This window comes from Janthinobacterium sp. FW305-128, assembly GCF_020858135.1.
GTDB lineage: Bacteria > Pseudomonadota > Gammaproteobacteria > Burkholderiales > Burkholderiaceae_D > Janthinobacterium.
On sequence record NZ_JACYMK010000001.1, the window covers coordinates 705,942 to 732,809 of the forward strand.

Consider the following 26,868-nt stretch of genomic DNA (forward strand, 5'->3'; position numbering starts at 1 on the left):
GGAGTTCAGACACGGTGGTAGGGGTGGTTTTGCGTGATCGACCAGGCACGATAGAGCTGCTCGGCGAGGATCACGCGCACCACGCCGTGCGGCAAGGTCATGCTGGAAATGCGCAGCATGCCTTCGGCACGCGCCTTGAGTTGCGGATCGAGGCCGTCGGCCCCGCCGATCAGGAAAGCCGTGTCGCGGCCATCCTGCTGCCACGCCATCAATTGCTGCGACAGGCCGACGCTGGTCAGATCCTTGCCGCGTTCGTCGAGGGCGATGATGCGCACGCCCTTGGGCAGGACGGCTTCGATGCGCTCGCGTTCGAGCGCCATCGCCGTGGCGGCGGTCTTGCTGCCGGAGCGCTCCACCGGCTTGATTTCTTTCAGCACGATGCGCAATTCCGGCGGCATGCGCTTCGCGTATTCCGCGAAGCCCGTCTCTATCCAGGCCGGCATTTTATGGCCGACCGCAGCGATGATGAGCTGCATCGAGGCTTACGCTTCGACTTTTTTGATACGCTTGATCACGGTTTTTGCCGGTGCAGCATCGGCTGCCGGCTTGGCCGCGCGTGGGGCGCGCACTTTTTTCTCCGGCAGCGCTTTCAGCGCTTTCACGGCAGCTGCTTCGGTCTTGGTAGGCGCGACTTTCACGGTCTTGCCGACGGCTTTGGAAGCGGTGGTTTTTTTCGCCGGGGCTTTCTTGGCGGCGGTGGCAGCGGTGGCTTTCTTCGCTGGCGCTTTCTTTTCGATCACGGGCGAAGCTTCCACATTGGCCTTGCTTGCCGCCAGATGGCCGCTGACCTTTTTCGGCTCGTCGCCGGCCGCTTTTTTCGGCGCGCGCTTGGCGGCGCCCAGCTTGACCGGAGTGTCGCCCCAGATTTCTTCCAGGCGGTAGTAGGCGCGGATAGGTGCTTGCATGATGTGGACGATCATGTCGCCCAGATCGACCAGCACCCATTCACCGGTTTCCTCGCCTTCCATGCCGATGATTTGACCGCCAGCGTCCTTGACCTTGTCGCGCACCGAGGCGGCCAGCGCCTTGGTTTGACGGTTCGAGGTACCGGACACGATCGCGATGCGGTCGAACAGGCTGGTCAGATGACTCGTTTCGAAGACGGCGATGTCTTGGCCTTTGACGTCTTCCAGGGCGTCAACGACGAGGGTTTGCAGTTTTTTGATGTCCATTTAGCTTTTGTATAAATTATGTTGTTCAATATAGTCTAGCACTAGCGGGGAAAGAAGCGAGTTTGCCCGATTCCCCCGTTGTAATGCCGCACGTATTTCGGTGGCGGAGATATCCACCGCGAAGTCCTGTGCCAGATAAGTCAGACCGTGCGGCGTGTTGCGGATGCTTTTCAGAGACCCCAGGCGGCGCGAAAACTCGTCGGCGACCACTTGCGGTACTGCTGTGTCATTCAGCGCGAAGCCGGGGCGGGCCGCGACGCAGATATGCGCGTATTCAAATAATTGCTGCCATTCGCGCCATGTCGCGAGCCGCTGCAGCTGGTCGGCGCCCATCAGGAAAACGATGGAAGCGCGCGGTCCCAGCTCGGCGCGTACCTGGCGCAAGGTATCGATGGTGTAGCTGGCCTGGCCATGTTCGCTGCGCTCGATTTCCTGGCGGTCGATCACCACGGGCAGGGGCAGGCCGGCAAAGGCCAGGCTGGCCATCTCGGCGCGCTGCTGGCCGGTGGCGCCCAGCTTGCTCTTTTGCCAGGGCGCGCCGGCCGGAATCACGCGCAGTTCGTCGGCGTGCAGCAGGCTGGAAAAATGCGTGCCCAGCGCGACGTGGCCCATGTGCACCGGATCGTAGCTGCCACCGAGTAGCGCCACGCATGCCGTACCACTTTCCTTCACGCCTGCAGCCAGTCGCGATGCACGAGGAAGTCAGTATACAACGCCGCTTCGGGACTGCCCGCTTCCGGGTGCCAGTCGTAGCGCCACTTGACCAGGGGCGGCATCGACATCAGGATCGCCTCGGTGCGTCCACCCGATTGCAGGCCGAACAGGGTGCCGCGGTCGAACACCAGGTTGAACTCGACATAGCGTCCGCGCCGGTAGCACTGGAAATCGCGTTCGCGTTCGCCGTACGGCGTGTCCTTGCGGCGCGCCAGGATCGGCACATAGGCGTCGATGAAGGCGTCGCCTGCGCTGCGCAGCATGGCAAAGCTGTCGTCAAAGCCCAGGGCGTTGAAGTCGTCGAAGAAGATCCCGCCGGCGCCGCGCGCTTCGCGCCGGTGCTTCAGGTAGAAATAATCGTCGCACCACTGCTTGAACTTCGGATGCAGTTCGCCGCCGAACGGCGCCAGCGCGTCATGGCACACCTGGTGAAAGTGCTTCACGTCGCCCGCGTCGCCGTAGTACGGCGTCAGGTCCATGCCGCCGCCGAACCACCATACGGGTTCGCCATCGGTATTCACGGTGCTGAAAAAGCGCACATTCATGTGCACCGTGGGCGCGTAGGGATTGCGCGGATGCAGCACCAGCGACACGCCCATCGCTTCCCATGCCTTGCCACCGAGTTCAGGGCGCGCGGCCGCGGCCGATGGCGGCAATGCGGCGCCGGTGACGTGCGAAAAATTCACGCCGCCCCGCTCGAACACATTGCCTTCCTCGATCAGCCGCGAAATGCCGCCGCCGCCCTCGGGGCGCTGCCAGGCATCGGTCAGGAAGGGCTTGCCGTCCTGCGCTTCGAGCGCCTGCACGATACGGCTTTGCAAATCGAGCAAATAAGCCTTGACGGCCGAAGGAGAGGGAGTTGACGACATCGCGTGGGCCGACGAGGCCGAAATAAAAAAGTAAGGACGGATTGTACCCTGTTACGCGTTTTTGTGATAGGGCGGCGCTTGCGCTGTGGTTTTGGGCTGGCCGCGCACACCGTCCGCGGCCAGCGCCTTCTACAGCACGCGCAATTGCTGCAGCACGGGCAGCGTGTCCCGCATGAATTCCTCGATGGCCGCGTTGAGCAGCTGCTGGTGCGCCGCCTCGTCGGCGCATGCAGCGCCATCCTTGAGCAGGCGGCGCCCGCAGCGCGCCATGGCGGTGGCCGCCTGCGCCTGCAGGGTGGCCAGGTCCGGCTGCTCCCGCTCCTGGGTCAGCAGCGAAAACAGCAGCCGGTCGATGAATTCCGTATCGATACCGCTGCCTGTCAATGGCGAGCACAGGATGCGGTAGTCGTCGCCGTAGCGCAGCTGCGCGCCGACGGTCCGGTTCAGGCGGTGCGCGGCTGCGTCGCCGTTGTCGGCGTGCGCCTGACTCGGGAAATACATCACGACCTGGCCGCCGGTGACGAGCATGGCCGCCACCTCCACCAGGCTTTGCACGCTCTGTCCGGGCAAGGAGGGCAGTGCGGCCAGTTCGGCCAGGCTATGCGGGCCGTTGGCCAGCGCGTCGCAGACGGCGCCGTAGACCTGCTCGTTGCCTGTCACGACGCCCGCCTTGGTCTGGAAGGTAAAGGTCATTTTTGCGCGCGGTACCAGCATGGCCAGGTGCACGTCGGCGTAACATTCGGCCTGGCGCACGGCCCCCATGCGGCGCGCGCCCCGTACCAGCACGTCCTTGCGGAAGCTGGTATTGAGAAAATAGTCCTTCATCGTTTCGCGCCTGGCCGCATCGGGCAGCAAGTCGATGGTGGCTTGCTGGTCGGCGTTCAGGTACAGCTCGGGAAAGGCCAAAGGCAGGTCGGCGGAGCCGGCAAAATCGAGCTTGGCGCGCGCCACATCGCGCATCACGTCGGCGTGGTACAGCGGTTCCCAGTCCTGGTTCAGATACTCATGCACGCTGTAATGGGGATCGCTGTTGATGAGCGCATTGAGGCGCGGCGCGAGTGCGGGATTGTCCGCGATGTAGCCAGCCTGCAGATTCTGCAACTGTTGCACATAGGCGATGCCAGCCTGCATTTGCATGTCGCTGCGGCCGGGGAAGCTGGCGGCAAACTCCAGCAGCAGGCGTTGCAGCGGCAGGGCGGAACTCCATCCCGGCATGGCGTTATAGCTGAGCGAAACGATGCCGCCCGGTTTCAGGTAGCGCGCGATGAAGTCGACGATATGCTGGCGGTTCTCCCGGTTGACCCAGGTGTAGATGCCATGCAGGGTAATGAAGTCGAACTGCGGCAGATCGGCCACGCGGCCCTGCGCCAATTCTTCAAAGCTGTTTTCCAGCAGGGTCAGATTGCCCAACTGTGCCTTTGCCGCCAGGGCGCGTGCGCCAGCGACATGGGCCGGATTGAAATCGTTGCCGTAGAACTGGCCGTTAGGGTTGGCGGCGGCCAGCACGTTGAGCGTCTGGCCGCGCCCGAAGCCCAGTTCAAAGTAGGTGTAGGGTTGATCCAGGGGGACCGGTTCGATGCCGTTGAGGATGCAGCTGAAATTGAGGTGATGCGGACTCAGGTCGCTGTAAAAACCGTTGGTGTACTCGATATCCGACACGTATCCTTCATTCCAGGCCATGGTTTCCCCGCATTGGTGGCAAAACGGCAGTATGCCATCATCATCGCCGGCGCGGGAAGTGCGCTGTGGTTCAGCGTGCCGGCGGCGCGGCGCCGTCCTGCTCCACGGTGACGGACAGGTCCGGTCCGGCGCCGGGCAGGCGCGCACTTTCCACGGCCTGCGCGGCGCGCTGCTGCAGATCATGCCGTTCGGCGCCCTGCTCAGCGGTGGCGGCGGCGGGACTGGGCACTTGCTTGCTGATCATGGCGCTGGCCGCAAAGGCCAGTACCAGCAGTATCAGCGCGGCCTTCACCCACGTTCCAGGGCGCGCATGGGCGGGCAGCTCGCGGCGGGTCTGGCGCGCGGCGGCGTCGACGATGATGACGGCCAGTTCCGAGCCGCGCTGGCGGGCGCGCTGGCGCAGCGCTTCAAATTGGGGCGCGGACAAGGTGCCTTGCCGGAGCATGTCGCACAGGGCGGCAACCGGCGAGGCGAGCAGGCGGTCCGCAGGCAAGCTGGCGTGCGCGGCGTCGCGCTGCCACTGGTCGATCAGGTCCTCGTCGTACAGGGTGTCGATGGCCTGGCGGTTGACTTGCCGCAGCGCGTCGGCGGCCAGTTGCTGGCGCTCGAGCAGGGCCGCGCCGCCATGCTGGCGCGGCAGGTCGCGCACCCGCTGCAGGAAGCCGTGCTGCGGCAGCAGGTCCGTGAGCAGCAGCCATGCCAGGGTGTCGACCAGCCCCGCGTCAGCGGCCAGCTCCGGCACGTCGATATCCTCTTCTTCGTTATGGCTGCGTTGCAGTTCGATAATGTCCAGTTCGGCGATGGCGTCGTCGAGTTCATCGTCCGTGATCAGGCCGAGCTGGCGCACCTGGGCGAGGGCGGGGGGGAGTTGGCTGGGGCTGGACATGGGCTGCATCTTAGCGCAACGCCGGTTTTCCCGGCGCGCCAATATGAACGGGGCCGGGGCGGATGACTTCCGCGCCGGCCCCGCCGTTTGCCGCAAAGCGGCGTGCTGGGTGCTTAGTGCTTCAGGCCGCGCCAGCCGATGTCGCGGCGGTACTGCGCGCCGTCGAAATGGATTTTTTCCACGGTTTCATATGCCTGCTTCTGCGCCATCTTGATGCTGTCGCCCAGGCCCACCACGCACAGCACGCGCCCGCCGTTGGTGACCAGGCGTTCGCCGTCGATGCGGGTGCCCGCATGGAAGGTGACGGCGTCCGGCGTTTCGGCCGGGATGTCGCCGATCGGCGTGCCCTTGACGGGATCGTCAGGGTAGCCGGCGGCGGCCATCACGACGCCAACGGCCGTGCGGCGGTCCCATTCCAGTTCCACGGCGTCCAGCGTGCCGTTGACGGCGTGTTCCATGACGGTGACCAGGTCGGTCTTCAGGCGCGCCATGATCGGTTGCGTTTCCGGGTCGCCCATGCGGCAGTTGAATTCCAGCGTCTTCGGCGTGCCCTTGTCGTCGATCATCAGGCCCGCGTACAGGAAGCCCGTGAACGTGATGCCGTCCTTGGCCATGCCCTGGATGGTCGGCACAATGATTTCGCGCATGACGCGCGCATGCATGGCCGGCGTGACGATGGGCGCCGGCGAATACGCGCCCATGCCGCCCGTGTTCGGGCCCTGGTCGTGATCCTTCAGGCGCTTGTGGTCCTGGCTGGTGGCCAGCGGCAGGATGTTCTTGCCGTCGCACATGACGATGAAGCTCGCTTCTTCGCCGGCGAGGAATTCCTCGATGACGATGCGCGCGCCGGCGTCGCCGAACTGGTTATCGGACAGCATCATGTCGACCGCCTGGTGCGCTTCTTCCAGGCTCATGGCGACGACGACGCCCTTGCCGGCGGCCAGGCCGTCGGCCTTGATGACGATAGGCGCGCCCATGGCGTCGACGTAGGCATGCGCGGGAGCGACGTCGGAAAACGTCTGGTAGGCGGCCGTCGGGATGCCGTGGCGCTGCATGAAGGCCTTGGCGAAGTCCTTCGACGATTCCAGCTGCGCCGCTTCCTTAGTCGGGCCGAAGATTTTCAGGCCGCGCGAGCGGAACAGGTTGACGATGCCGGCCGCCAGCGGCACTTCCGGGCCGACGACGGTCAGGCCGATGTGTTCCTGCTGAACGAAGTCGGCCAGCAATTGCGGGTCGCTGATGTCCAGATTGACCAGGCGCGCATCGCGCGCGGTGCCGCCGTTGCCCGGTGCGACATACACCATCTGTATGCGTTCGGACTGGGCCAGTTTCCAGGCCAGGGCGTGTTCGCGGCCGCCAGAGCCGACTACCAGAATTTTCATAGGGACCGTTCGTTCAGTGTGGGTTGCAGGGCGGCGGTGCCGCCCTTGAGGTGTACAGCATATTTTTGCTTAGTTTTCGATCAAGGCATTCGTAAAGACTTCCTGGACATCGTCCAGCAGTTCCAGCGCATCGATCAGTTTTTGCATCTTGACGGCGTCGTCGCCCGCGTACACGGTTTCCGTCGCCGGCTTCATGATGACTTCGGCCACTTCGGCCTTGAAGCCGGCCGCTTCCAGCGCTTCCTTGACGGCGGCGAAATCGTGCACGGGCGTGAGCACTTCGAAGCCGCCTTCTTCATCGGCGATGACGTCGTCGGCACCCGCTTCCAGGGCCGCTTCCATCAGCTTGTCTTCGTCGGTGCCCGGCGCGAACAGCAACTGGCCACAGTGCTGGAACATGAAGGCAACGGAGCCTTCATTGCCCATGTTGCCGCCGTTCTTGTTGAAGGCGTTGCGTACCTCGGCCACCGTGCGGACCTTGTTGTCGGTCATGCATTCGACGATGACGGCCGCGCCGCCCACGCCGTAGCCTTCGTAGCGCACTTCTTCATAGTTGGCGCCATCGACGCCGCCGCTGCCGCGGTTGATCGCGCGCTGGACGTTGTCTTTCGGCATATTGGCGTCAGCCGCCTTGTCGACGGCCAGGCGCAGGCGCGGATTGGTGATGGCGTCGGCGCCGCCCATGCGGGCCGCGACCGTGATTTCCTTGATCAGGCGCGTCCAGATTTTGCCGCGCTTGGCATCGGTGGCAGCCTTTTTATGCTTGATATTGGCCCATTTGCTATGTCCTGCCATGTCGAATCTTCCTTAGACGGGTGTTCAATTGTGGCCGACATTTTAGCATATCGGCCCCCTGCGAAGCGGCATGGCTCCGTCATCAGGATGACACAATCTGTTGCTAAAGTGACGCGCTTTCACCATATCGAGGGCGCGACATCATGGCAAGTCAAATGGATAGGCGGCAATTTCTGAAATTGGGCGGCTTTATTACGGTTTCCGTGGCCACCGTCGGCCTTGCCGCCTGCGGCAGCACCGATCACAGCGATCCTGGCGTGCCGCTGGCCTCGGGCAGCCACTGGAAATTCCCGCAAAGCGTGGCCTCGGGCGACCCGCGTCCGGATAGCGCCATGCTGTGGACGCGCGTCGTGCCCGCCAGTTTCGACGCCGTCGCGCCCGCCGTGGCCGGCAAGTCGGACGTGGCCGTGCGCCTGATCGTCAGCGCCAGCGACAATACGGCCGCCCTGGGCGGCAATACGGCCCTGGCCGGCACGCCCATCGTCGACGCCAAGCTGCCCCTGAAAGCCGATTTCGACAATACGCTGCGCCACAAGGTGACGGGCCTGCAGCCGGGCCAGGTGTATTTTTACCAGTTCATCGCCGGCGACGTGCGCTCCAACGTGGGCCGCTTCAAGACGGCGCCCGCCGCGACCAGCGACGTGTCGCAGCTGCAGTTCGCCTACCTGACGTGCCAGGACTGGAGCATCAACCATTGGGGCGCGCTGTCGCACATCGCCGCCAACGAATCGCTCGATTTCATCGTCCACCTGGGCGATTACATCTATGAAACGGTGGGCGAGGCCTTCCAGAGCGGTGCCGTGGAAAGCCGCCACGACCAGCTGAAATTGCCCGACGGCACGTATAAAAGCGGCACCTCCGGCGCGAAATACGCGACCACGGTGGCCGATTACCGCTACCTGTACAAGAAATACCGCACCGATACGCGCCTGCAAGCCGTGCACGAGCGCTTTGCCTTCATCGCCATCTGGGACGACCATGAATTCACGGACGACGCCTGGCAGGATGCCTCCACCTACGAAGGCATCGTGGCGCTTGATGGCAGCGATCTGCACCAGCCGGCCCGCCGCCGCAGCGCCAACCAGGCATGGTTCGAATACATGCCGGCCGACGTCACGTTCGATGCCGCCGCGACAACGTTCCAGAACATCCAGATCTACCGCGATTTCCAGTTCGGCAAACTGATGCAGCTGGTGATGACGGACGAGCGCCTGTACCGCGCCGACCATGCGATCGCCGAGTCGACGATCAACCCGGCCACGGGCAAGCCGCTGGGCAGCATCGGCAGCCGCTACCTGGTGCCGCAAGCGCTGTTCGACAGCGTGGAAGGGCAGAAAATGGCGGCCGCCACCAAAGCCGGTGCCGACTCGCTGGCCTTTGTTGCCATGCTGGGCAGCACGCAGCGCGACTGGTGGAAAAGCAAGATGAAGGCGGCCACCTCGACCTGGAAGCTGTGGGGCAATGAAGTGTCCCTGCTGCGCATGGGCTTGAATGGCACGGATGCGATTGCCACTTTGCTGGCCCTGAGCGCGATGTCGAACGTGGGCCAGGCCATCGCCAGCACCTTGCCGCTGGTGGGCGGCAGCGTGCCGCTGGCCTGCGCCATCGTGGCCGCCTCGACGGCCGGTGCATCGCAGTCCGTGGCGCAGGCGGCGGCCATGGCCATTGCCGGCGCGGCAGCCAATGCCGGCGCGCAGGGCGCCGCTGCCGTCGGAGCCGGCTTGAGCGCGGCCCAGGCCGGCATCACGGTAGCCGCCTACAACAGCGGCTCGCCGGCCGCCGCCGCGCAAGTGATCGCCTTCGGCTGGATCAAGCCCGACGTGCAGGCCAAGGGCGCGGCGTCCAGCTTTGTCGCCGCGTCGGGCCAGCAAGCGGCGCTGGCGCCGTTCTTCACGCGCTTTCTGCTCAATTGCGACCAGTGGGATGGCTACAACAGCGAGCGCAAGAATTTGATGGCGCACCTGAAAAACAACGCCATCGGCAATGTGGTCGCCATTACCGGCGATATCCACTCGTTTTTTGCCGGCACGGTCAGCGACGACTTCGACGCGGCCGGCGGCGGCACGCCCGTCATGGTGGACCTGGTCTCGGCGGGCGTCAGCTCGGATTCCTTCTTCAGCTACCTGAAGTCGGCCGCTGGCGCCTTGGGCGACATCGGCACTCTCGTCAGTTATCCGTTGGCCATTCCCGTCACGGGCCTGGGCACGGTCAACCTCGACGTCAACCTGCTCGACTACACCATGGGCAAGACCGCACCCACCGTCGACAGCCTGCTGGAGCAGTTGCGCGTGCAACTGCGCGGCGCCCTGGCCGCCAAGGGCGTGCCGGAAGCCCAGCTGGACGCGACCGTATCAGCCGTGCAGGCTGGCTTGAAAGCGAGCACTGACTTCAGTGTGACCCTGCTGGGCCTGGCGCAGCAATTGTCCGGCCTTGGCAACAATCCGTGGATCAAGCACCTGAATACGGATGCGCAGGGCTACACGGTGGTCACCTTGACGCCAGGCAAGCTGGTGGCGCAGTTCAAGCAGGTGAATAAACTGATGGGCACGGCGGCGCCGTCGAACGTGATTGCGCGCGTGACGACGGCCACGGTCACGGCGGGCGCGGCGGCGGTGGTGGTGGCGTAAGGGTAGGTCGGATTAGCGCGGCCATGCCGCGCGTAATCCGACAACATGGTTGGCGGGGATGGGGGGCGGGTTACGTTGCGGTGGTGTCGGGTTACATTGCGGTGGTGTCGGGTTACGCCCTTTGGGCTAACCCGACCTACGCCCGACCTACGCCCCACCCACGCCGCCTTTGGCTTTTGCCATTACAATCTGGGCATGAGCTCCAGTTCCCCACAAGCAACCCCTCCATCTATTCCCCGTTCCGTCTATCTCGGTGGCCTGGCCATCGCCGTGGGCGGGGCGGTGCTGTTTTCCACCAAGGCCATCGTCGCCAAGCTGTTGTACCGCTACCAGATCGACGCCGTCACCCTGATCGCCTTCAGGATGATCTTCTCGCTGCCCGTGTTCGCCGTCATCGCCTGGTGGAAGATGCGCACGGAGCCGCCACTGTCGGTCAGCGACCGCTGGCGCCTCGTCGGGCTGGGCCTGGTCGGCTATTACCTGTCCAGCTATCTGGACTTCCTGGGCCTGCAATACATTTCCGTGGGGCTCGAGCGCCTGATCCTGTTTCTCACGCCCACCTTCGTACTGCTGATTACCACCGTGTACTTCAAGCAGCGCATCAGCCGCCTGCAATGGCTGGCCTTGCTCACTTCGTATTGCGGCATCGTGCTGGTGTTCGTGCACGATTTGCAGGGCGGCGCCAGCAATGTGGCGCTCGGTTCCACCCTCGTACTGGGCTCGGCCTGTTCGTATGCCGTGTATCTGCTGGGCTCGGGCGAGCTGGTGAAACGCATCGGCTCGATGCGCCTGGTCAGCTACGCGATGTGCGTGGCCAGCTTTGCCTGCATCACCCAGTTTTTCATCCTGCGCCCCGTCGAATTGCTGATCCAGCCCATGCCCGTGTATGGCTTGTCTTTGCTCAATGGCATCTTTTGCACGGTGATGCCCGTCTTCATGACGATGATCGCCGTCGAGCGCATCGGCGCGCCCGTCGCCTCGCAGGCGGGCATGATCGGCCCCGTGTCGACCTTGTTCCTCGGTGCCATGATCCTCGACGAACCGATCACCAACTGGCAACTGGCTGGCACCAGCCTGGTATTGGCCGGTATTTACTTGCTGTCGAAAAAGAAATAATTCCTTCACTCACTGAAATGGTCCGCACCATGAAAACACGCATCGCCCTGATTGCCCACGACAAGAAAAAAGATGACATGATTACCCTGGCGGGCGAATACCTGGATTTCCTCAAGGGCTGCGAACTGTCGGCCACGGGCACCACGGGCGGCCGCCTGATCAACGAGCTGGGCCTGGCCGTCGAGCGCAAGCATTCGGGCCCGTTCGGCGGTGACTTGCAGATCGGCTCGCTGCTGGTGGAAGGCTTGATCGATTGCGTGATTTTCCTGCGCGACCCGATGACGCCGCAGCCGCACGAGCCGGACATCAACGCCCTGGTGCGCGCCTGCGACGTGCACAACGTGGCGTGCGCAACGAATCTGTCGTCGGCGCACCTGGTGCTGTCGCAACTGCAGGCGCGGGCCAGCGCGGCCGCCTGACGTTTTTCCCGATTCTTCTTCAAGGAGCATATTGTGAGCGCAACGATTACCACCAAAGCCATCCGCGTACAGCGCGTGGGCGGCCCGGAAGTGATGGAATACGTGGACGTGGAACTGCCGCCGCCCGGTCCCGGCGAGGCGCGCGTGAAACACGAGGCCATCGGCCTCAATTTCATCGATGTGTATTTCCGCACGGGCTTGTACCCGCAGCCGCTGCCGAATGGCTTGGGCGTGGAAGGCGCGGGCATCGTCGAGGCGGTGGGCGAGGGCGTCACGGAAGTGAAGGTCGGCGACCGGGTGGCCTATGCGGCGCGCATCAATGGCGCCTATGCGCAGCAGCGCAACCTGCCGGCGGCCCTGCTGCTGGTGCTGCCCGAGCGCATCGGTTTCGATACGGCCGCCGCCATGATGTTGCAAGGCTTGACGGTGCAATACCTGTTCCACCGCACGGTGGCGCTGAAGGCGGGCGATACCGTCCTGTTCCACGCGGCCGCGGGCGGCGTGGGCCTGATCGCCTGCCAATGGGCCAAGGTGCTGGGCGTGAACCTGATCGGCACGGCCGGTTCCGATGAAAAGGCGGCGCTGGCCAAGGCGCACGGCGCGGCCCATGTCATCAACTACAACACGGAAAACTTCGTCGAGCGCGTGCGCGAGATCACGGGCGGCAAGGGCGTCTCCGTGGTCTACGATTCCATCGGCAAGGATACGTTTACGGGCTCGCTCGACTGCCTCGCGCCGCTGGGCATGATGGTCAGCTTCGGCAACGCTTCCGGTCCCGTGCCGGCATTTACGCTGAGCGAACTGGCCTCGCGCGGCTCGCTCTTCATCACGCGTCCGGCCCTGTTCAGCTATGCCTCGAACCGCGCCAACCTGGAAGAGATGGCCACTTCGCTGTTCGGCGTCGTCAGCAGCGGCGAAGTGCAGATCGAGATCAACCAGCGCTACAGCCTGGCCAATATCGCCCAGGCGCACACGGACCTGGAAGGGCGCAAGACGACCGGTTCGACCATCATCGTGCCATGAGCGGCGGCAGTGACGGCACGCCGAAATTCGGCCGCCTGCTGATCGTGCTGTTATTGGCCGTGGCGCTGATCGGCGCGCTCACCTTTGCCGCCGAGGCGTATTACTCATAGGCATAAAACAGGCATGAAAAAACCGGCTGGCGCATCGCTGCACCAGCCGGTTTTTTTGTCTTGCCACGAAATTATTCTATTTTCACTTCGACCTTGCGGGGCACGCCGCTCTGGCCGGGGAAGTCGGCAAAGGCGCTCGCTACCATGGCTGGCATCACTTGCGAGGTGGCGCGCTTGTTGCTGGTCGATTGCACGGTCACGTCGTACAGTTTCTTGCCGTTGCGGTCATTGATCGTGATGCGCAATTCGCGTTCGTATTTGTGGCGCACGCTTTCCTCGACATCCATCGGGCCATACCAGTAGGGGTTGTAGCCGAAGCGGCCATAGCCTGGCCATGCGCCGTAGCGGTAGCCGTAGCGGCCAGGCCAGTAGCCAGGACCATACCAGAATGGGTCGGTGGCTTGCAGCACGCGCTCAGGATAGTCGACGGTGGAAAAATGCATTGCCACGCGCAAATTGGCTGCCGCAGGGCCGGAAGCTTCGCCGAAACCGTGCTTGGCCAGTTCCGCGCGCACCAGGTTCTGGTAGCTGCGGTATTCCAGCGTGTCATTTTCGGCATCTGGCGTTTCAAACGCATACGATTTGTCCTGCAATTGCGCAGGCCACTCATGGAAGACGGTCACATCGCTGCGTATGGTGGTGGCGCATCCGGTCAGCAACACGGTCAATGCGGCCATCATGATGGTGAGATATCGTTTCATTGCATGACCTCCTGATTAGTAGACGCAATTCATCGCTTAGTATTATAAGAATAGTTCTATTTGTTTCTATTCATTATTACAGAATGTTACCTGGTATGTCGGCGTGTAAGGGAATCCAACATTCCTGAGCTGAATCGCGACCATCGGGGGCTGGTGTTGGTAAAATAGGCTTTTGCCTCCGCTCCCACCCAAATCCCTATGCGCACAGACAGCCCTCAGACGATTTACCGCAAAGATTACACGCCGCCCAGCTTCCTGGTCGACAGCGTCGAACTTGGTTTCGATCTTGATCCCGCCCGCACAGTGGTGGCGAGCCGGATCCGCATGCGCCACAACCCTGCCAGCACCAGCCGCAGCATCGAATTGCACGGCGAACACATCGAGCTGGTGATGGTGCGCCTGAACGGCAAGCAGCTGAAACCGTCGCAATACAAGCTGACGGCCGGCATGCTGACCATCCCCAAGGCCCCGGACGAGGTGCTGCTCGATATCGAGACCGTGCTGGCGCCGCAGGACAATACCTCTCTGTCCGGCCTGTACGTGTCGAACCATAATTTCTTCACGCAGTGCGAAGCGGAAGGCTTCCGCCGCATCACCTTCTTCCCGGACCGCCCGGACGTGATGGCCAAGTACACGGTCATGCTGCGCGCCGACAAGGAACACTATCCGGTGCTGTTGTCGAACGGCAACCTGATCGAAGAGGGCGACCTGGGCGATGGCCGCCATTACGCCAAGTGGGAAGACCCGTTCAAGAAGCCGTCCTACCTGTTCGCGCTGGTCGCCGCGCGCCTGGTGTGCCAGGAAGAGCGCTACACGCTCCAGTCCGGCCGCGAAGTGCTGCTGCAGGTGTGGGTGGAAGAGGGCAACCTCGATAAAACCGACTATGCCATGCAGTCGCTGAAAAACTCGATCCGCTGGGACGAGGAACGCTTCGGCCTGGAGCTGGACCTCGATCGTTTCATGATCGTCGCCGTGGGCGACTTCAACATGGGCGCCATGGAAAACAAGGGCCTGAACATCTTCAATACCAAGTACGTGCTGGCCAATCCGCGCGTGGCGACCGACGTCGATTACGCGGGCATCGAAGCGGTGGTGGGCCACGAGTACTTCCATAACTGGACCGGCAACAGGGTGACGTGCCGCGACTGGTTCCAGCTGTCGCTGAAGGAAGGCTTGACGGTATTCCGCGACCAGGAATTCTCGGCTGACATGATCGGCACGGACACGGGCCGCGCCGTCACGCGCATCGACCAGGTGCGTACGCTGCGCCAGGCGCAGTTCCCCGAAGACGCGGGCCCGATGGCCCATCCCGTGCGTCCCGACTCTTTCGTCGAGATCAATAACTTTTATACGGTCACCATCTACGAGAAGGGCGCCGAAGTGGTGCGCATGTACCAGACCCTGGTCGGCCGCGACGGTTTCCGCAAGGGTATGGACCTGTATTTCGAACGCCACGATGGCCAGGCCGTGCAGTGCGACGACTTCCGCGCCGCCATGGCGGACGCGAATGGCCGCGACTTCAGCCAGTTCGAACGCTGGTACAGCCAGGCCGGCACGCCCGTCGTCACCGCTTCCACGCGCTACGACGCCGCCAGCCGGACGTTCGAGCTGACCCTGGCGCAAAGCTGCCCCGCCACGCCGGGCCAGCCGAAAAAACTGCCTTTCCACATTCCCGTCACCGTCGGCTTGCTGGCTGCCGATGGCAGCGACCTGCCGCTGCACGTGGATGGCGTGGCGTCGAACGGCGCGGCCAGCGTCGTGCTGGAATTGACGCAGGCGTCGCAGACCTTCCGCTTCACGCATGTGATGGAAGAACCCGTGCCATCGCTGCTGCGCGATTTTTCCGCGCCCGTGGTGCTCGAATACGGCTATACCGATGCGGAGCTGCTGCACCTGTTCCGCCACGACAGCGATCCCGTGAACCGCTGGGAAGCGGGCCAGCGCCTGGCCATGGAGCGCCTGCTGAAACTGACCGCCGCCGTCGCCGCCGGCGAGACCCTGGCGCTGGACGACACCTTCATCGCAGCGCAGCGCGCCTTGCTGGCCGACGACACCCTCGATCCTGCCTTCCGCGAGCTGGCCCTGATCCTGCCGTCGGAAACCATCATCGCCGAGCGCATGGCGCAAGTCGACCCGCAGGCGATCCATGCGGCGCGCCAGTTCATGCGCCGCACCATCGCGGCAGCCCTGAAACCTGAATTGCTGGCGCAATACCACGCCAACCAGACGCCGGGCGACTACAGCCCCGACGCCCTGTCGGCCGGCAAGCGCGCGCTGAAAAACCTGGCCCTGTCGTATCTGCTGATCGCGCCCGAAGCGGCGGAGCTGGACCTGGCGCGGCTGCAGTTCGACAATGCCGGCAACATGACGGACCGCGCCGCGGCGCTGGCGGCGCTGATTCATTCCGGCTCGCAGCCGCATGCGCAGGCGGCCTTGACCAGCTTCTATGCCGACTTCGAGAACGAGGCGCTGGTGGTCGACAAGTGGTTCGCCATGCAGGCGGCCGCGCCGACGACCGACGTGCAAGCCGTGCGCCAGCTGATGACGCATCCGGCCTTCACCTTGAAGAATCCGAACCGCGCGCGCAGCCTGATCTTCAATTTCACCAACGGCAATCCATCGCAATTCCATGCGTCCGACGGCAGCGGCTACGTCTTCTGGGCCGAGCAGGTCATCGCGCTCGACGCCCTGAACCCGCAAGTGGCCGCGCGCCTGGCGCGCTCCATGGACCGCTGGCGCCGTTACGTGCCGGCGCTGCAAAACCACATGCGCACGGCGCTGGAGCAAGTCGCCGGCCAGGCCAGTTTGTCGAACGACGTGATGGAAGTGGTCAGCAAGGCATTGGCCAATTGACGGCTGTCGGATGACGCCCTGCGGGCTGATCCGACCTACACGGCGTCATGATTTCGTAGGTCGGCTTAGCGCCAACGGCGCGTAAGCCGACAATCACCGCACGAGACGTATTTAAAACACTAACTAAGGGGTTTCATGAAACGCATCAGTCTTACGCAATACCTGGTTGAAGAGCAGCGCTCGAACAACAGCATTCCGGCCGAACTGCGCCTGCTGATCGAAGTCGTCGCGCGCGCCTGCAAGACCATCAGCCACGCCGTCGGCAAGGGCGCCCTCGGTGAAGTGCTGGGCACGGCCGACACGGAAAACGTGCAGGGCGAGGTGCAGAAAAAACTCGACATCATCTCCAACGAGATTTTGCTCGAAGCGAACGAATGGGGCGGCCACCTGGCGGCCATGGCGTCGGAAGAAATGGAATCGATCCACCCTATCCCGAACCGCTATCCGAAGGGCGAATACATGCTGCTGTTCGATCCATTGGATGGCTCGTCGAACATCGACGTCAACGTCTCGATCGGCACCATCTTTTCCGTGCTGAAGGCGCCGGACGGCATGGGCCAGCCGACGGAGCAGGATTTCATGCAGGCGGGCAGCAAGCAAGTGGCGGCCGGCTACGCCGTGTACGGCCCGCAAACCATGCTGGTGCTGACCTTCGGCAATGGCGTGAACTGCTTCACCCTGGACCGCGAGATGGGTTCGTGGGTCCTCACGCAAAGCAATATGCAGATTCCGCCGACGACGAAGGAATTCGCCATCAACATGTCGAACGCGCGCCACTGGCATCCGCCCGTGAAGCGTTATGTCGACGAACTGCTGGCCGGCGACACGGGCCCGCGCGGCACCAACTTCAACATGCGCTGGATCGCCTCGATGGTGGCCGACGTGCACCGCATCCTGAACCGCGGCGGCATCTTCATGTACCCGGCCGACCTGCGCGACACCTCGATGCCGGGCAAGCTGCGCCTGATGTACGAAGCGAACCCGATGGCCTTCATCGTCGAGCAAGCCGGCGGCGCGGCCACCGACGGCCAGCAGCGCATCATGGACATCGCCCCGCACAAGCTGCACCAGCGCGTGCCCGTCTTCCTCGGCTCGAAGGACGAAGTGGCCCGCGTCACCGCGTATCACGCCGAGTAAAAAAGCCGCACTTTTCCACGATTTTCAGCGGCCCGCAGCCGGGCTGCTAAAAAAATGCAAAAAAGTTCGCGTTGACACTAGCAAATTTTGTGCATTGTTTGTAGAATGTGGGTCTTCGCCGTTGTAGCTCAGTTGGTAGAGCAGCACATTCGTAATGTGAAGGTCGCCAGTTCGATTCCGGCCAACGGCACCAGGTTTCATCAGAAAGCCCGCTGACTTGCAAAAGTCAGCGGGTTTTTTGTTTTTGTCACTGTTATCTTTCCTGCTTCAAATCCACTGATCGTTCTCCACAGTGCGCTCGCCCGCGTCGCCGTCGCCCGTGTTGACCACGCCGCGCGGTTCGATCAGCAGCAGCCGGGTTTCGGCGAGGGCGCACGGTCTATGTTCGACCCCCTTGGGCACCACAGCCATCTGGCCGGCAGTGAGCACGATGGCGTGTCCTTCCGCGTAGCCAGGGCCGCGCAGGGCGATGCGCAATTCGCCGTCCAGCACGATGAAGGTTTCATCCGTATCGGCGTGCCGGTGCCACTGGAATTGGCCGAGTACCTTGACGACCTTGAATTGGTAGTCATTCATTTCGGCGATGACGCGCGGCTGCCAGTGCCCCTCTAACAGGGAGACCTTGCCTGCCAGGTCGATGGACCGGCCCTGGCCGCGCGTGGTGGTGGTGATAGTCATGCGGTGCTCCGTTCAAATGGCGATACAGCCAGAATACGCAGGCGCCTGCCGGCCGTATTGAACGATCGTGGGTGTTTTCAATCCTGGCCGATGCCGCTGGCGTAGCGCAGCCAGCGGCCAGGCGTCAGTCCATGGGTTTTCAGGAAATGTCGCGTCATGTGGCTCTGGTCGGCAAAGCCCGCGGCCATGGCGGCCGAGGCGAGCGTGCTGCCTGCCAGCAGCAGGCGCCGCACCCTCTCCAGGCGCCGCATCGTCAGATAGCGGTAGGGGCTGGTGCCATAGAACACGCGAAAGTCGTGCGACAGGCTCCAGCGGTCGCGTCCCGTTGCCGCTTCAAGCTGCGCCAGCGTAACGGCGTGGGTGCAGTGCGCCTGCAAATAGTCGCGCGCGCGCCGCGCCGCCAGGAAGTCGCCTTTTGGACGTTGCGCCGGCGTGCCGGCTGCCGCCGCCAGCGCATGCGCCAGCTCGGCCAGCGCCTCGCTCTGTTCCAGCGCTTCGAGCGGGTGGCCGTCGTGCGGCAGCAAGGCGGACGTGGCCGCCGCCAGGCGGGGATCGGTCGACACGCCGCCTTCAATGAAGGGCAGCGCGCGTCCGCCCAGCACATCCTGGAACAGCGCCGGTTCGATATACAGCATGCGGTAGCGGAAGCCGGCGTCGGTGCCCGCCTGGCCATCGTGCGCCTCGTCCGGGTGCAGGATCATGGTATTGCCGGGCAGGCTGTCGCGCTGGCCGCGGCGATAGCTGAAACGCTGCACGCCCGCCAGCGTGCGGCCGATGGCGTAAGTGTCGTGGCGGTGCATGGCATAGGCCTTGCCCTTGAACCATGCCTCGATGCGTTCGACCCCTTGTACCGGTTCGGCGCACTTGACCCAGTCGCTGCGCGCTGGCGTTGGTGCTCGCTTCATGGTGTTTGTCCGTGGATGCCCGCCCTGGTTGCCGATTGCTGACTGTACCCGCCGCGCGCGGGGTTGTCCACGAAAACCGCCGTATTGGAAATCGTGGCTCAGAAATTGTGCCGGATTCCCAGCGTCACGCCCGACAAGGTGGCGCCCTTGGTTGCTGCGTCGCGTCCCAGGCTGTTGATGGCAAAGTCGGCGACGCCGTTGCTGCCGTTGGCCAGGCGTGTGTAGTAGGCATACAGGCTGCTGCGTTTCGACAGCTGGTAGTCGTAGCCGGCGGTGGCGTGGGTGGCGCCCGTACCGGTTCCCGCGCGCACCGTGCCGATGGTTTCCAGCGCGCCGCCGCTGGCGCTTTGGGCATGCGCCAGGCCGAAACGCAAGCCATGGGGGCCGAACTGGCGCGTGGCGGAAAAGTAGGCCGTGCGGCGGCGCAGCTCACCCGTGGGCGTCGCATAGCGCAGGCTTTCCACTGCCACCGCCAGCTGCGTGGCGCTGTCGATCCGCCAGGCGATCGCCAGCTTGCTGCCACGGTCGGTCAGCCCGCGTCCCTGGTAGTCGTGATGGTCTTCCTGCGCCAGGGTGGCGTACAGGGCGCCGCCGTCGTAGATCAATGCGGCCGAAGTCAGTGCCGGATGCGCGCCGCTGGCGGGCCGCTCTTCCCCCATGCCGCGCGCCACGCGCAGCGACCAGCCCTGCCATGGCGGCGACCAGTAATGCAGGCTGTTCTGCTGGCGCCGGTCGAACGAGTAGGTGTTGCTGGTATTGCTATCGTTCGAGGCGGAGCCATTGCCCATCAAGCTCATGTAGCCGGCCGTGGTGGAATAGAACGGGTCGAGCGCGGACGTGGCGCTGTTGTAGGGCAGGGTCCAGTTGCCGCCAAACAGCGTGCCCCACGGTCCGGCAATGCCGACGCGCGTGTCGCGCGCGGCCAGGCTGCCGGCGCCCGAGTCGGGTGCCAGGGTGCCCTCGACCTGGAACAGCGCCTGCCAGCCGCCGCCCAGGTCTTCCGTGCCGCGAAAACCGAGCACGGAGCGGTTGTTGGACAGCCGCTGCACGCTGTCGCCGCTGCCGGACGAGTGCAGCGCTTCGAGCGCCACGTTCAGGCGGCCGTACAGCTGCACGTTTTCCTGCGCCTGGCTGGGCAGGGCGGCCGCCAGCGCAAGGGCGCCGGCAGCGCATGAGAATGCACGCATCACCATGCCTCAAAACGCAAAGCAGCTGCACCCCAGCGCGCCCCAGAAACCGGAGTGGCTGGAGACGGGTACGGAACTCTTGCGCGCCACGTCGTGGGCGTGGGCGTGCACGCCGCAGGCGCCCTGGCACTGGTGCTGTTGCATGGCGCTGGTCTTTTGCGGCGGCGCGGCGCGGTAGTGGCCGGCCACGTTTTTCACGGGCGACCAGTCGGGCAGCACGGGGATGGCTGGCGGCGCCAGATTGGCAAATTCCGCCTGGCCGTAGACGATCTTGCCGCCGACGACGGTGAGCACCGATTCGATCGACTTGATCGCCTCTTCATCGATGCTGAAAAAATCCGCGCTCAGCACGGCCAGGTCGGCCAGCATGCCTTCCTGGATGCGGCCCTTCTTGCCTTGCTCGCTGGAGAACCAGGCGCTGCCCGCCGTCCACAGTTCCAGCGCCGTGTCGCGCGACAAACGGCTGCCCGCGTCGTACAGGCGCAAGCCGCCCACGGTGCGGCCCGATACCAGCCAGTACAGCGCCGTCCACGGGTTGTAGCTGGCGACCCGGGTGGCGTCCGTGCCGCCGCCCACGGGCACGCCCGAGGCCAGCATGCGGGCGATCGGCGGCGTGGCCTTGGCCGCTTCCGCGCCGTAGCGGTCGACGAAGTATTCGCCCTGGAAGGCCATGCGGTGCTGGATGGCGATGCCGCCGCCCAGCGCCCTGACCCGGTCGATGTTTTTCGGCGTGATGGTTTCGCAGTGGTCGAACATCCAGTGCAGGCCGTCGAACGGGATATCGCGGTTGACCTTTTCAAAGACCGTCAGCATGCGGTCGATCGATTCGTCGTAGGTGGCGTGCAGGCGGAAGGGCCAGCGTTTGGAGACCAGGTGGCGCACCACCTTTTCCAGTTCGTCGTCCATGCCGGGCGCCAGGTCCGGGCGCGGCTCGAGGAAATCCTCGAAGTCGGCGGCGGAAAACACCAGCATTTCGCCGGCGCCGTTATGGCGGTAGTAATCGTCGCCCTGGCCCGGCGTGACCATCTCCGTCCATTTTTCAAAATCCTCCAGTTCGCGGCCCTTGTTTTGCGTGAACAGGTTGTAGGCGATGCGGATGGTCAGCTGCTCCTTTTGCGCCAGTTCCTCGACCACCGCGTAGTCTTCCGGATAATTCTGGAAGCCGCCGCCCGCATCGATGGCGCTGGTGATGCCGAGGCGGTTCAGTTCCCGCATGAACTGGCGCGTGGAATTGACTTGCAGTTCGCGCGGCAAGGTCGGGCCCTTGGCCAGGGTCGCATACAGTATCATCGCGTTCGGCCGCGCGATCAGCATGCCCGTCGGGTTGCCGGCAGCATCGCGCACGATTTCGCCGCCGGGCGGGTTCGGCGTATTTTTATCGTAGCCGACCACGCGCAGGGCCGCGCGGTTCAGCAAGGCGCGGTCGTACAGGTGCAGGATGAAGACGGGGGTGTCGGGCGCGGCCGCGTTGATCTCATCGAGGGTGGGCATGCGCTTTTCGGCGAACTGGAATTCGTTCCAGCCGCCGACCACGCGCACCCATTGCGGGTTCGGCGTGCGCAAGGCCTGATCCTTGAGCATGCGCAGGGCGTCGGCCAGCGAGGGCACGCCTTCCCAGCGCAGTTCCAGGTTGTAGTTCAAGCCGCCGCGGATCAGGTGCAGGTGCGAGTCGTTCAGGCCGGGAATGACGGTGCGGCCACCGAGGTCGATCACGCGGCTGTCCGGCTTGCGGTGGCGCATGACGTCGTCGGCATCGCCGACAGCGAGGAATTTGCCGTCGGCGATGGCCACGGCGCTCGCCTGCGGGCACGACTTGTCGACGGTGTGGAAGCAGCCGTTGATCAGTATCAGCGGCGCGGCGGAGGAAAGGGTCGGTTCGGTCATGATGCGGCTCCATGGTGGCAATGCGGGGGGAGGCCGGGGCGCGGCCAGGATCTGCGGTCAGTGTAGCCCAGGGCCCGGGAGCGGACACGGGCCAAAAGATCAGGTATGGCAGGTATGGCGGCGCGCCGACTGGTCTAAGGGCGGGTGCGGCGGCGCGCGACATGGATTACCATGCCGGCAGTAGCGGCTGGGCATGCGTCCGGATGCATTTTTTATCGCGGTTTACCGCATCGCAGGGAGTCCTCATGGATCAAGCACCACACAGCCGTTTATACGGCACCAGCCTGGGCTTTTTGGCCGGGTATGTCGATACGCTGGGCTTTATCGCCCTGTTCGGCCTGTTTACCGCCCATGTCACGGGCAACTTCGTGCTGATCGGCGCCGCGCTGGCCGAACCGACGCGTATCCCCATCCTGCTGAAAATCCTCGCCTTTCCCGCCTTTATCGCCGGCATCGTCGTCACGCGCCTGATGGTGCTGGCCATCGAGCGCCGCGGCGGTCCGGCGCTGACGCTGGCCTTCCTGCTGCAATGGATCTTGCTGGCCGGTTTCATGGTGTTCGGCGTGCTGGCCGAGCCGCTCGGCAAGGAAGTGGGCACGCTGGCGATGCTGGCCGGCTTGCTGGGCACGGCCGCCATGGGCGTGCACAGCGCCACCAGCCGTCTGCTGCTGGCGCATCTGGCGCCCACCTCCATGATGACGGGGAACGTGACGCAGATCGTGCTCGACACCGTCGACGTGCTGCGCGGCGCTGGCGATGGAGGCACGCGCGCGCGCTGCGGAAAGTTCTTCTGGCCGCTGCTGGCCTTTGCGCTGGGCGCCATCGCTGCCGGCTTTGGCTACCTGGTCTTCGGTTTCGCGGCGCTGGCCGTGCCGCTGGTGCTGCTGGGCGGCCTGATCGTGGTGGAGCAGCGTAGCGGACGGACCGCCGTGCCCGTGTCCTGACAGCCGCCATGCGCGCCTTCCTGCTGTGGCTGATACTCATGCTGGCCAGTCCTTGCGGACTGGCCATCGATGCCGCACGCGGCATCCATCAGCTGCAGCACACGCGCTGGACGGCCAGCGACGGCGCGCCCGACGATATCACCGTCATGACACAGGGCAATGACGGTTTCCTGTGGCTGGGCACGCATGCGGGCGTGCGCCGTTTCGACGGCTTGCGCTTCGAGCCCGTGCGCGCGCGCCAGGGCAGCTTTCCCGACACGGTGGCGCTGGCGCTCAAGCGCGCCGCCGACGGCGGCATGTGGATAGGCTGGCAAGTGGGCGGCATCAGCCACGTCAAGGATGGCGTGGTGCGCAATTATGCCGAGCCGCAGGGCGTGCAGGCGGGCGCCATTTGGGGCTTTGCCATCGGCGGCGACGGTGCCGTGTGGGCGGCCGGCGTGTCCGGCATCTCGCGCTTCGATGGCCGGCGCTGGCAGGCGATGGGACCGGCGCAGGGCTACACGGCGCAAAAGGCGTCCGCCGTGTTTGCCGACCGCGATGGCCGCATCGCCGTGTTCAGTGAAAAAGGCCTGTTCATATGGCAGGCGACGCAGTCGCGCTTCGCGCCGCCCATCGGCCGGCTCGACCTGCGCGCGCCGCCGCAGCAGGGGCCGGACGGCCGCATTTACTTGCTGGAGATGCGCGGCATCCGCATCATCGAGTCGCTGGAACGCTACGAGCAGCTCGATCATCGGTGGATTTATCGCGATACCAGCGGCACCAGCGGCAGCATGCTGGTCGACCGCGCGGGCACCTTGTGGTTCGACAGCCAGTACGGCTTGCACCGCACGCGCAGCGGCGGCGCGCTGGCGCAGGGGCAGCTGGGCATCAGCAGCGACACGGAATCGTTCCTGCCGCGCGATGGCTTGAGCAATGTCCTCGTCGGCTCCATGTGCGACGACAATGAAGGCAATGTATGGGTTTCCACGTACGGCGGCCTGGACCGTTTCCGCCAGGCCGCGCCCGTGGTCCTGCGCACGCGTGCCGCGCCCGATGTGGCCGAAGTGTTCCGTACCCAGGAAATGCTGGCCGGGCCGGCAGGCGCGATGTGGCTGTCGCGCGACGACGTCCTGGGGCCGCTGCTGCTGGCGCGGGCCGACGGCACGGTGCTGCGCGCGCCGCGCCTGGGGCCCGTCAGCGCCATCCTGGCAGCGCCAGGCGGCCTGTGGGTGGCGGCCCGCGCGGGCCTGCAGCAGCTGGCTGGCGAGGATGGCCGCGTGCTGCGCACGATCGCCTATCCCTCGGGCGCGGCCGCGCTCAAGCGCATGCGCGCCGGCGTGCTCGCGCCCGATGGCAGCATCTGGGGCGTGTTCAGCGGCGCCGGCATTTTCCAGTACCGCGACGGGGCCTGGCGGCGCGAACCGCTGCTGCCCGATGGCGGCGCGAAAGTGCCGCTGGCGCTGCTGGCCGACGCGGCCGGGCGCCTGTGGCTGTCGTATGCCGATGGCAGCGTCGCCATGCTGGAAAAGGGGCGGCTGCACGCCTTCGGTCCCGCGCAGGGCCTGGACCTGGGCAAGATTCCCATGCTGATCGAATACCACGGGCAGGTGTGGGCGGGCGGGCAGCGTGGCGTGGCGCTGTGGCGCGGCGGCCGCTTCGTCGCCCTGCGCAGCGAGCCGGCCAGTGCCACCGAGGGCGTGGTGGGCCTGCTGCGCGCGCGCGACGGCAGCCTGTGGCTCAATCATGGCAGCGGCGCCGCGCAGATTCCCGCCGCGCAAGTGGAACTGGCGCTGCGCGACGCCGCCCATGCCATGCGCGCCACCTCGTACGACGCCGTCGATGGCTTGAACGGCAGCATCGGCATGCTGCACAACCGCTCGGTGGCCGAAGCGGACGATGGCAAGATCTGGTTTTCGCGCCAGAGCGCGACGTTCTGGATCGATCCGCGCCAGGCGCTTGCGGCCTTGCCGGCGCCGCGCGTGGAAATCGGCGCGCTGCTGGCAGACGGCCGGCGCGTCGATCCGCCCGCAAGCGCGAGCCTGCAGCTGGCGGCCGGCACGCGCGACGTGCAATTCCATTACAACGCCGCCAGTCTGGGCACGCCGGAGCGTTTGCAGTTCCGCTACCGGCTCGACGGCTACGATATGCAGTGGCAGCAGGCGGGCGGCCGTCGCCTGGCGCAGTACACGGGCCTGGGTCCGGGCAGCTACCGCTTCGAAGTAATCGCGGCGAATGGCGACGGCGTGGACAGCGCTGTGGCGCAACTGCCGTTCCGCGTGCTGCCCGCCTTTTACCAGACCTGGTGGTTCCGCAGCCTGTGCGCGGCGCTGCTGCTGGCCGCCGCATACGGCGCCTACCGCTGGCGGCTGCGCCAGCACGCCGCGCGCCTGCAGGTGCGGATGGAGGCGCAACAGGCCGAGCGCGAACGCATCGCGCGCGAGCTGCACGATACCCTGCTGCAGGGCACGCAGGCGATGATCCTGCACTTTCACAATGCCAGCATGGCCATCGCCGAGGATGATCCCGCGCGCGCCGCCATGCTGCGCGCGCTCGACGATGCCGACCGCATGCTGGGCGAGGGGCGCGACCATGTGCACGACTTGCGCGCCGGCGACGATGGCGGCGCGCGCTGGAGCGCCATCCTGCGGCGCGAAGGCGAACGGCTGGCGGCGCAGCACGGCATCGTGTTCCGCTATGCGGAGGAGGGCGAGGCGCGCATGCTGCATGCCCGCGCCGCGCACGAAATCTACCGCATCGCCAGCGAAGCGCTGCGCAATGCCTTCCAGCACGCGCGTGCGCAGGTGGTCGAGGTGGCGGTGCGCTATGCGCGCGGCGGCATCGAACTGGTCGTGCGCGACGATGGCCAGGGCTTGCCGCCGGTGGTCGCGGCGAACGGACAGATTCCCGGACACTGGGGCATGCCCGGCATGCGCGAGCGCGCCGCCAGGCTCGGTGCGCGCCTGTCCGTGGACGGGCGCGACGGGGGCGGCACGCAGTGGCGCCTGCGGGTACCCGCGCGGCGCGCCTGGCCGGCGGCGTACGGGCCCTTGCGACGCTGGTGGCAGCGCTGGCGCCGTTCAGGCGTCGAGGATGCCACGCCGTAGCGCGATGGTGACGGCATGGGTGCGGTCCCTGGCGCCCAGCTTGGCCAGGATGGTGCTCATGTGCGCTTTGACGGTTTCTTCCTTGATCTGCAGCAGGGCGCCCGTTTCGCGGTTGGAATTGCCTTGCGCGACCTGCTTGAGCACGTCCAGTTCGCGGTTCGACAGCACGTCGCTGCAGGCATACAGGGCCAGCTCCGCCTCGATCTCGGGCGTGATGTGGCGCCGCCCCGCGTGCACGTTCTGTATCGCCGCCAGCAACTCGTGGCGCAGCGCGCTTTTCAGCACATAGCCGCACGCGCCCGCGCGGATGGCGCGCAGCACCTGCGTGTCGCCCTTGTAGGTGGTCAGCACGATGATGCGCGCCTGCGGATGGCGCGCGCGGATGGCGCCGATGGCGTCAAGACCGCTCATGCGCGGCATCTGCAAATCCATCAGCGTGACATCGGGCTGCAGCGCGTCAAATTGCTGCACCGCCTGCTGGCCATCGGTGGCCTGGCCCACCAGCGCCACGCCGGGAAAGGCGCGCAGCAGGGCCGCGATGCCATCGAGCAGCAATTGGTGGTCGTCGGCGATGAGCACGCGTATCGGTGCCGTATCGCTGCGCATGACGTTGCCTGGCAAAGAGGAGTGATCGATCAAGAGTCGTCGGAAGATGGTAAGCAAAAGGTATTTTACCGCAGCGCCCGCCAGCCTGCAGAGGGGG

General features: G+C 65.0%; 22 protein-coding genes and 1 tRNA gene. 9 read left to right on the forward strand and 14 right to left on the reverse strand.

The window, feature by feature from the left end:
* Positions 1–5: 5 nt before the first annotated feature.
* The 8 genes from rlmH to IGS60_RS03280 all read right to left on the reverse strand — a co-directional run bounded on the left by rlmH (position 6) and on the right by IGS60_RS03280 (position 7,498).
* Positions 6–476: a 23S rRNA (pseudouridine(1915)-N(3))-methyltransferase RlmH gene (gene rlmH, locus IGS60_RS03245; protein ID WP_034747108.1), complete on the reverse strand. Its 471-nt coding sequence runs from the start codon at positions 474–476 to the stop codon at positions 6–8.
* Between the two features lie 6 nt (positions 477–482).
* Positions 483–1,172, reverse strand: coding sequence for a ribosome silencing factor (rsfS, locus tag IGS60_RS03250; protein ID WP_121670355.1), 690 nt, complete (start codon positions 1,170–1,172; stop codon positions 483–485).
* Entirely contained in the window at positions 1,173–1,844 is a 672-nt protein-coding gene (nadD, locus tag IGS60_RS03255) for a nicotinate-nucleotide adenylyltransferase (RefSeq protein WP_368858609.1), read from the reverse strand.
* Positions 1,841–2,755, reverse strand: a complete 915-nt coding sequence (hemF, locus tag IGS60_RS03260; protein WP_070310513.1) for an oxygen-dependent coproporphyrinogen oxidase — start codon at positions 2,753–2,755, stop codon at positions 1,841–1,843. The genes nadD and hemF overlap by 4 nt, the downstream gene beginning before the upstream one ends.
* 129 nt (positions 2,756–2,884) lie before the next feature.
* Complete coding sequence (locus IGS60_RS03265) at positions 2,885–4,435, reverse strand: class I SAM-dependent methyltransferase (RefSeq protein WP_230502350.1); 1,551 nt, start codon at positions 4,433–4,435, stop codon at positions 2,885–2,887.
* A 70-nt stretch (positions 4,436–4,505) separates the two neighbouring features.
* Complete coding sequence (locus IGS60_RS03270) at positions 4,506–5,321, reverse strand: hypothetical protein (RefSeq protein ID WP_230502351.1); 816 nt, start codon at positions 5,319–5,321, stop codon at positions 4,506–4,508.
* Between the two features lie 113 nt (positions 5,322–5,434).
* Positions 5,435–6,703 carry a phosphoribosylamine--glycine ligase gene (gene purD / locus IGS60_RS03275; RefSeq protein ID WP_230502354.1) on the reverse strand — a complete coding sequence of 423 codons (1,269 nt, stop codon included), beginning with the start codon at positions 6,701–6,703 and terminating at the stop codon, positions 5,435–5,437.
* 69 nt (positions 6,704–6,772) lie between these two features.
* Positions 6,773–7,498, reverse strand: coding sequence for a YebC/PmpR family DNA-binding transcriptional regulator (locus IGS60_RS03280; RefSeq protein ID WP_230502356.1), 726 nt, complete (start codon positions 7,496–7,498; stop codon positions 6,773–6,775).
* Between the two features lie 143 nt (positions 7,499–7,641).
* Here IGS60_RS03280 and IGS60_RS03285 point away from each other — a divergent pair, with 143 nt between their 5' ends.
* The 4 genes from IGS60_RS03285 to IGS60_RS03300 all read left to right on the forward strand — a co-directional run bounded on the left by IGS60_RS03285 (position 7,642) and on the right by IGS60_RS03300 (position 12,683).
* Complete coding sequence (locus IGS60_RS03285) at positions 7,642–10,125, forward strand: alkaline phosphatase (RefSeq protein WP_230502358.1); 2,484 nt, start codon at positions 7,642–7,644, stop codon at positions 10,123–10,125.
* 195 nt (positions 10,126–10,320) lie between these two features.
* Positions 10,321–11,241: a DMT family transporter gene (locus tag IGS60_RS03290; protein ID WP_230502360.1), complete on the forward strand. Its 921-nt coding sequence runs from the start codon at positions 10,321–10,323 to the stop codon at positions 11,239–11,241.
* 29 nt (positions 11,242–11,270) lie between these two features.
* On the forward strand, positions 11,271–11,660 hold the full coding sequence (locus IGS60_RS03295) for a methylglyoxal synthase (protein ID WP_034786684.1): 390 nt from the start codon (positions 11,271–11,273) through the stop codon (positions 11,658–11,660).
* A gap of 93 nt (positions 11,661–11,753) precedes the next feature.
* Positions 11,754–12,683, forward strand: coding sequence for a quinone oxidoreductase (locus tag IGS60_RS03300; protein ID WP_070224409.1), 930 nt, complete (start codon positions 11,754–11,756; stop codon positions 12,681–12,683).
* Positions 12,684–12,864: 181 nt separating this feature from the next.
* Here the strand turns inward: IGS60_RS03300 and IGS60_RS03305 are convergent, their stop codons facing one another.
* Entirely contained in the window at positions 12,865–13,494 is a 630-nt protein-coding gene (locus IGS60_RS03305; RefSeq protein ID WP_230502363.1) for a DUF4136 domain-containing protein, read from the reverse strand.
* A 198-nt stretch (positions 13,495–13,692) separates the two neighbouring features.
* On the opposite strand from IGS60_RS03305, the gene pepN reads away from it, so the two are divergent.
* The 3 genes from pepN (at position 13,693) to IGS60_RS03320 (ending at position 17,677) form a co-directional block, all read left to right on the forward strand.
* On the forward strand, positions 13,693–16,347 hold the full coding sequence (pepN, locus tag IGS60_RS03310; RefSeq protein ID WP_230502364.1) for an aminopeptidase N: 2,655 nt from the start codon (positions 13,693–13,695) through the stop codon (positions 16,345–16,347).
* Positions 16,348–16,482: 135 nt separating this feature from the next.
* Entirely contained in the window at positions 16,483–17,484 is a 1,002-nt protein-coding gene (locus IGS60_RS03315; RefSeq protein WP_034747152.1) for a class 1 fructose-bisphosphatase, read from the forward strand.
* Between the two features lie 117 nt (positions 17,485–17,601).
* Positions 17,602–17,677 (forward strand) — tRNA-Thr (locus tag IGS60_RS03320).
* A gap of 74 nt (positions 17,678–17,751) precedes the next feature.
* On the opposite strand, the gene IGS60_RS03325 is transcribed toward IGS60_RS03320, so the two are convergent.
* The 4 genes from IGS60_RS03325 to IGS60_RS03340 all read right to left on the reverse strand — a co-directional run bounded on the left by IGS60_RS03325 (position 17,752) and on the right by IGS60_RS03340 (position 22,138).
* Complete coding sequence (locus IGS60_RS03325; protein ID WP_230502366.1) at positions 17,752–18,162, reverse strand: cupin domain-containing protein; 411 nt, start codon at positions 18,160–18,162, stop codon at positions 17,752–17,754.
* 77 nt (positions 18,163–18,239) lie between these two features.
* Positions 18,240–19,067 carry an AraC family transcriptional regulator gene (locus IGS60_RS03330; RefSeq protein ID WP_230502368.1) on the reverse strand — a complete coding sequence of 276 codons (828 nt, stop codon included), beginning with the start codon at positions 19,065–19,067 and terminating at the stop codon, positions 18,240–18,242.
* 98 nt (positions 19,068–19,165) lie between these two features.
* Positions 19,166–20,254 (reverse strand): porin, encoded by a 1,089-nt coding sequence (locus IGS60_RS03335; protein WP_230502370.1) that lies wholly within the window; start codon positions 20,252–20,254, stop codon positions 19,166–19,168.
* Between the two features lie 9 nt (positions 20,255–20,263).
* Positions 20,264–22,138, reverse strand: a complete 1,875-nt coding sequence (locus tag IGS60_RS03340; protein ID WP_230502372.1) for an amidohydrolase — start codon at positions 22,136–22,138, stop codon at positions 20,264–20,266.
* A gap of 245 nt (positions 22,139–22,383) precedes the next feature.
* On the opposite strand from IGS60_RS03340, the gene IGS60_RS03345 reads away from it, so the two are divergent.
* Together IGS60_RS03345 and IGS60_RS03350 are read left to right on the forward strand one after the other, a co-directional pair.
* Positions 22,384–23,082, forward strand: a complete 699-nt coding sequence (locus IGS60_RS03345; protein WP_230502374.1) for a YoaK family protein — start codon at positions 22,384–22,386, stop codon at positions 23,080–23,082.
* A gap of 8 nt (positions 23,083–23,090) precedes the next feature.
* The gene (locus IGS60_RS03350) at positions 23,091–26,165 is read left to right on the forward strand and encodes a sensor histidine kinase (RefSeq protein ID WP_230502376.1); all 3,075 of its coding nucleotides are present in this window, start codon (positions 23,091–23,093) and stop codon (positions 26,163–26,165) included.
* Here the strand turns inward: IGS60_RS03350 and IGS60_RS03355 are convergent.
* Positions 26,139–26,771: a response regulator transcription factor gene (locus IGS60_RS03355; RefSeq protein WP_070310322.1), complete on the reverse strand. Its 633-nt coding sequence runs from the start codon at positions 26,769–26,771 to the stop codon at positions 26,139–26,141. The genes IGS60_RS03350 and IGS60_RS03355 overlap by 27 nt on opposite strands.
* Between the last annotated feature and the right edge of the window lie 97 nt (positions 26,772–26,868).